6 protein-coding genes and 1 riboswitch are annotated in these 4,079 nt (G+C 63.7%); of the genes, 5 read left to right on the plus strand and 1 reads right to left on the minus strand.

The window, feature by feature from the left end; genetic code table 11:
- Nucleotides 1–729 (minus strand): aromatic ring-hydroxylating dioxygenase subunit alpha (locus E5W87_RS08335; RefSeq protein WP_292395793.1); only part of this gene is annotated, 729 nt, incomplete at its 3' end.
- A 119-nt stretch (nt 730–848) separates the two neighbouring features.
- Between E5W87_RS08335 and E5W87_RS08340 the strand changes: the two genes are divergently transcribed.
- The 5 genes from E5W87_RS08340 to cobO all read left to right on the plus strand — a co-directional run bounded on the left by E5W87_RS08340 (nt 849) and on the right by cobO (nt 3,945).
- Nucleotides 849–1,541 carry a gamma-glutamylcyclotransferase gene (locus E5W87_RS08340; protein ID WP_292395796.1) on the plus strand — a complete coding sequence of 231 codons (693 nt, stop codon included), beginning with the start codon at nt 849–851 and terminating at the stop codon, nt 1,539–1,541.
- A 66-nt stretch (nt 1,542–1,607) separates the two neighbouring features.
- Nucleotides 1,608–1,801, plus strand: a riboswitch (cobalamin riboswitch).
- A gap of 36 nt (nt 1,802–1,837) precedes the next feature.
- Nucleotides 1,838–2,017, plus strand: a complete 180-nt coding sequence (locus E5W87_RS08345; protein ID WP_292395799.1) for a CbtB domain-containing protein — start codon at nt 1,838–1,840, stop codon at nt 2,015–2,017.
- A gap of 15 nt (nt 2,018–2,032) precedes the next feature.
- Complete coding sequence (locus E5W87_RS08350; protein WP_292395801.1) at nt 2,033–2,812, plus strand: CbtA family protein; 780 nt, start codon at nt 2,033–2,035, stop codon at nt 2,810–2,812.
- The gene (cobU, locus tag E5W87_RS08355; protein ID WP_292395804.1) at nt 2,805–3,326 is read left to right on the plus strand and encodes a bifunctional adenosylcobinamide kinase/adenosylcobinamide-phosphate guanylyltransferase; all 522 of its coding nucleotides are present in this window, start codon (nt 2,805–2,807) and stop codon (nt 3,324–3,326) included. Before E5W87_RS08350 ends, cobU begins: the two co-directional genes overlap by 8 nt.
- Before the next feature lies 1 nt (nt 3,327).
- The gene (gene cobO / locus E5W87_RS08360) at nt 3,328–3,945 is read left to right on the plus strand and encodes a cob(I)yrinic acid a,c-diamide adenosyltransferase (protein ID WP_292395807.1); all 618 of its coding nucleotides are present in this window, start codon (nt 3,328–3,330) and stop codon (nt 3,943–3,945) included.
- Nucleotides 3,946–4,079: the final 134 nt, after the last annotated feature.

Genomic DNA, 4,079 nt, shown 5'->3' on the forward strand with positions numbered 1-4,079 from the left:
ACTGTCGGCGTGACGGGTCCATTCGGGGTCGTCGTGCCGCCCCATCAGGCCGCGGCCATAGATCGGCACCAGCCGCGACAGGTCCTTGTGGACACCAGGGCAATGCAGGCACTCGTTGAAGTTCTCCCAGAAGATCTTCCAGTTGCAGTTCATCACCTTGCGCAGCACATGGCCCGAAACCAGCGTCTCCAGCGGCCAGTTGGCGAGGTCGCCGGGCGTGGGATCGCAGGATGTTTCGGCCGAACCGGCGGCGTCTTCCCTGAGATTGACGAAGACGAAACCGCGCCACACCGACAGTGCGACCCGATAGAGCGGATAATTGGCCTTGTCGAAGCCTTCAGGCAGCGATTTCGACGGCACGCGCACGAGATCGCCACGCAGCGAATAGGACCAGGCGTGATAGGGACAAGTGATGAGCCGCGCCTTCAGCCGCCCTTCGCTTGCCTGGCAGAGCTGCGAGCCACGATGCCGGCAGGTGTTGTGGAAGGCGCGCAACTCGCCGGTCTCGTCGCGCAGCACGACGATCTCCTGCGTGCCGACATGGAACGTCCTGAACGCCAGCGGCTGGGCAAGGTCGGCCTCGCGGCAGACGAGCAGCCAGCTTCGATACCAGATGGCGTCGAGATCGCGCTGATGGGCGTCGATGTCCCAGTAGGCTGACGACGGTAACGCCGGTTCAAGTCGCGTCAAACCATTATAGGAATCGTGCTCGCTCGGGCTGGGTTGCATGACCGGCTTCCTGTGATGCGCCAGCCGACACCCCGGCTATTCGTTTGTCAATTGCGATGACGGCATTGCCGGCCTCGAGCGCTTCGCATAATCAAGTGGCAAGAAACGAGATCTGGAACGTGGCCACACGACAGATGGCGCTTACGCCGGAGCTGGTCGCGCGCTGCTGGCGCGAGGTCCAGGATGCCGGACCTGACCCGGATGCCATGCATCTGGACGATAGCGACTATGACGCGATGCTGGACGAGTTACAGGCAGAACTTCCTGCCGCAGAACCGCTCTGGCTGTTCGGCTACGGTTCGCTGATCTGGAAACCCGAAATCGATCATGTCGAGGAACGTATCGCCGTGGTGCGTGGCTGGCACCGGTCGTTTTGCATGAACATGACGCGCTGGCGCGGCACCAAGGATCGCCCCGGCCTGATGATGGCTCTGGACCGTGGCGGGCAGTGCAAGGGCATCGCTTTTCGGCTCACCGACGGCGACCGGCGGCAGCAACTGGGCACGCTTTTTCGACGCGAAATGACGCTGAAGCCGACAAGCTATAAGCCTCGCGTGCTCAGGCTGGCGAGCGACGGCGGTCCATTGAGGGCGCTGGCTTTCGTCATCAACCGCAACGGCGTCACGTATGCCGGTTCGCTCGATGAGCACGATGTCGTCGAAAGACTGACCACGTCCTGTGGACACTGGGGATCAGGCGTCGACTACCTCTACAACACGGTGAAAAACCTGGAAGAGCGCGGCATTCACGACCGCCATCTTTGGCAGCTGCAGCAACTGGTCGCCAACCGGATCGTCTCATTGGGAAGCTGAAGCCAAGTGACGCATTCCAGCTGACAGCTGACGGAATTTGGTTTGCCGGGCGCGGCGATTCTGCCTATAGTCGCAGCTGTCGTCGGTTCCTTTGGAACCAAGAGGGAATGCGGTGAGGGCGAAATATGCCCAATGCCGTGGCTGCCCCCGCAACTGTGTGCGGTAGTCCTCTCCATATGCCACTGAAGAGTTTCTTCGGGAAGGTGGGGAAGGGCGCTGATCCGCGAGCCAGGAGACCTGCCGGCGACAGGAGAACTGACTTCTATGCCCTCGGGTGGAGGGCGAAAGGACACGACATGAATACCGCTTCCGTTTCGCTCGGCGCTTCCGTCTCCTCGCAGTCGCGCTTCATGCAGCTGGTGCTTGCTGCATTTCTCGGCGTTTTCGTCATGGGCTTTGTCGGCTTCTCGCATATCGATGCGGTCCACAATGCCGCTCACGATTATCGCCATTCGATGGCGTTTCCCTGCCACTGACGAGGGGCTGACCTCATGACACTGTTTCGCAACGTCGTGTTCATCGCGGCGATCGCAGGGCTTGTGGCTGGCGTCGTTCTCGCCTGCATGCAGGCCTATGCGACGGTGCCGCTCATCCTCAAGGCGGAAGTCTACGAGCAGGCCGGCGGTGGTCACACGCATGACCATGCCGCGGCGCCGGTTGCACCTGCCGAAAACGCAATGAGCACGACTGCTATGAGCAGCGCCGCGCCGGCTGAAGCTGCCGCTCCGGAAGACGAAGGCTGGGCGCCGGCCGATGGCTTCGAGCGCTTCGCCTTCAACGTCGTTGCCAATGTCGTCACCGGCATCGGCTTTGCGTTGATCCTGGTCGCCGCTTCGGAGTTCGCCGGCGGCATCGGCAATTGGCGTCAGGGCCTGTTCTGGGGCCTCGCCGGCTTTGCGGTGTTCACGCTGGCTCCGAATGTCGGGTTGCCGCCCGAACTGCCGGCGATGCCGGCGGCCGATCTCTCCCAGCGCCAGATCTGGTGGACGGCGACGGTGGTTGCGACAGCGGCCGGGCTCGGCCTGCTCGCTTTTCGCAAGTCGCTGCCGCTGGCGCTGCTTGCCGTGGCGTTGATCGTGGCGCCGCATATCGTCGGCGCGCCGCAGCCCGACAGTTTCGAGTCGCCGATTCCGGAAGGCCTGCACCACCAGTTCGTGGTGGCGGTGACGCTGACCAATCTGGTGTTCTGGCTGGTGCTCGGCGCCGTCGTCGGCGTGGTGCGTGGCCGCTTGACCGGCACCGTGACCGGCCCGCGCAACAGCTTTGCCTGATCGCGCTGCCGGGATGCTGACCCTGGTCATCGGCGGTGCGCGCTCGGGCAAGAGCGCGCATGCCGAAAGACTGGTGACGGCCTGTCCGGCGCCGTGGACCTACATTGCCACGGCGCAAGCCTATGACGACGAGATGCGCGAACGCATCGCGCTGCACAGGTCGCGGCGAGGCGATGGCTGGACGACCATCGACGCGCCGCTCGATCTCGTCGGTGCGATCGAGGCGCTGCCTGACGGCCGGCCTGTGCTGATCGACTGCCTGACATTGTGGCTGACCAACCATATGCTGGCCGAACATGATTTCGACGCCGAAGGCCAAAGATTGGCCGATGTGCTGTCGCGACCGCGCGGGCCCTGGTTCGTGGTTTCCAACGAGGTCGGCCAGGGCATCGTGCCCGACAATGCGCTGGCCCGCCGGTTTCGCGATGCCGCCGGCCGGCTCAACCAGCAGGTCGCGGCGATAGCCGATACGGTGCTGCTGATGGTGGCTGGACTGCCGCTTAGGGTGAAATGACATGGCTGATACGATCGAACCCAAGGACGAGGAACGTCACCGCGCCAAGATGGCCAAGCGCAAGGCGGTGCAGGACGCCGAGGTCGCGGCAAAGACGGTCGAGAAGGGGCTTTTGATCGTCAATACCGGGCCCGGCAAGGGCAAGACCACCGCCGCCTTCGGGCTGGCGCTGAGGATGCTCGGCTACGGCAAGCGCGTCGGCGTCGTCCAGTTCATCAAGGGCAAATGGCACACCGGTGAGAAAGACGCCTTTGCCGCCTTCGGCGACCGGGTCGTCTGGCACACGATGGGCGAGGGTTTTACCTGGGAGACGCAGGATCTGAAGCGCGACATCGCCGCCGCCGAAGCCGCCTGGGCCAAGGCGCTCGAGCTGATGGCCGATCCGTCGATCAGCCTTATGGTGCTCGACGAACTGAACATCGCGCTGCGCTATGACTATCTCGATCTGGATAAGGTGGTGGCGGCGTTGAAAGGGCGGCGCGAAAACCTGCATGTCGTCGTCACCGGCCGCAACGCCAAGCCGGCGCTGGTCGATGCCGCCGATCTGGTCACCGAGATGGGCGTGACCAAGCATCACTTCTCCGCCGGCGTGAAGGCGCAGCAAGGCATAGAGTTTTGAGGTTTGACCGCTTGTCGATGCCGGCGCTGCCCACTGCCTGCTGGGCGCCGCAAACATTCCGAAGCGGGCGCCGTCGGTGAAGCGCCGATCTCCCCCCTTGCGGGGAGATGCCCGGCAGGGCAGAGGGGGTGCTG

Origin of the sequence: Mesorhizobium sp., assembly GCF_004962925.1 — a bacterium.
In the GTDB taxonomy this organism is placed as follows: Bacteria; Pseudomonadota; Alphaproteobacteria; order Rhizobiales; family Rhizobiaceae; genus Mesorhizobium.

Bases quoted from the DNA above. Each gene is read 5' to 3' on its own strand.
- E5W87_RS08345 (WP_292395799.1), top strand. From the start codon at position 1,838: ATGAATACCGCTTCCGTTTCGCTCGGCGCTTCCGTCTCCTCGCAGTCG.
- E5W87_RS08350 (WP_292395801.1), top strand. From the start codon at position 2,033: ATGACACTGTTTCGCAACGTCGTGTTCATCGCGGCGATCGCAGGGCTT.
- cobO (WP_292395807.1), top strand. From the start codon at position 3,328: ATGGCTGATACGATCGAACCCAAGGACGAGGAACGTCACCGCGCCAAG.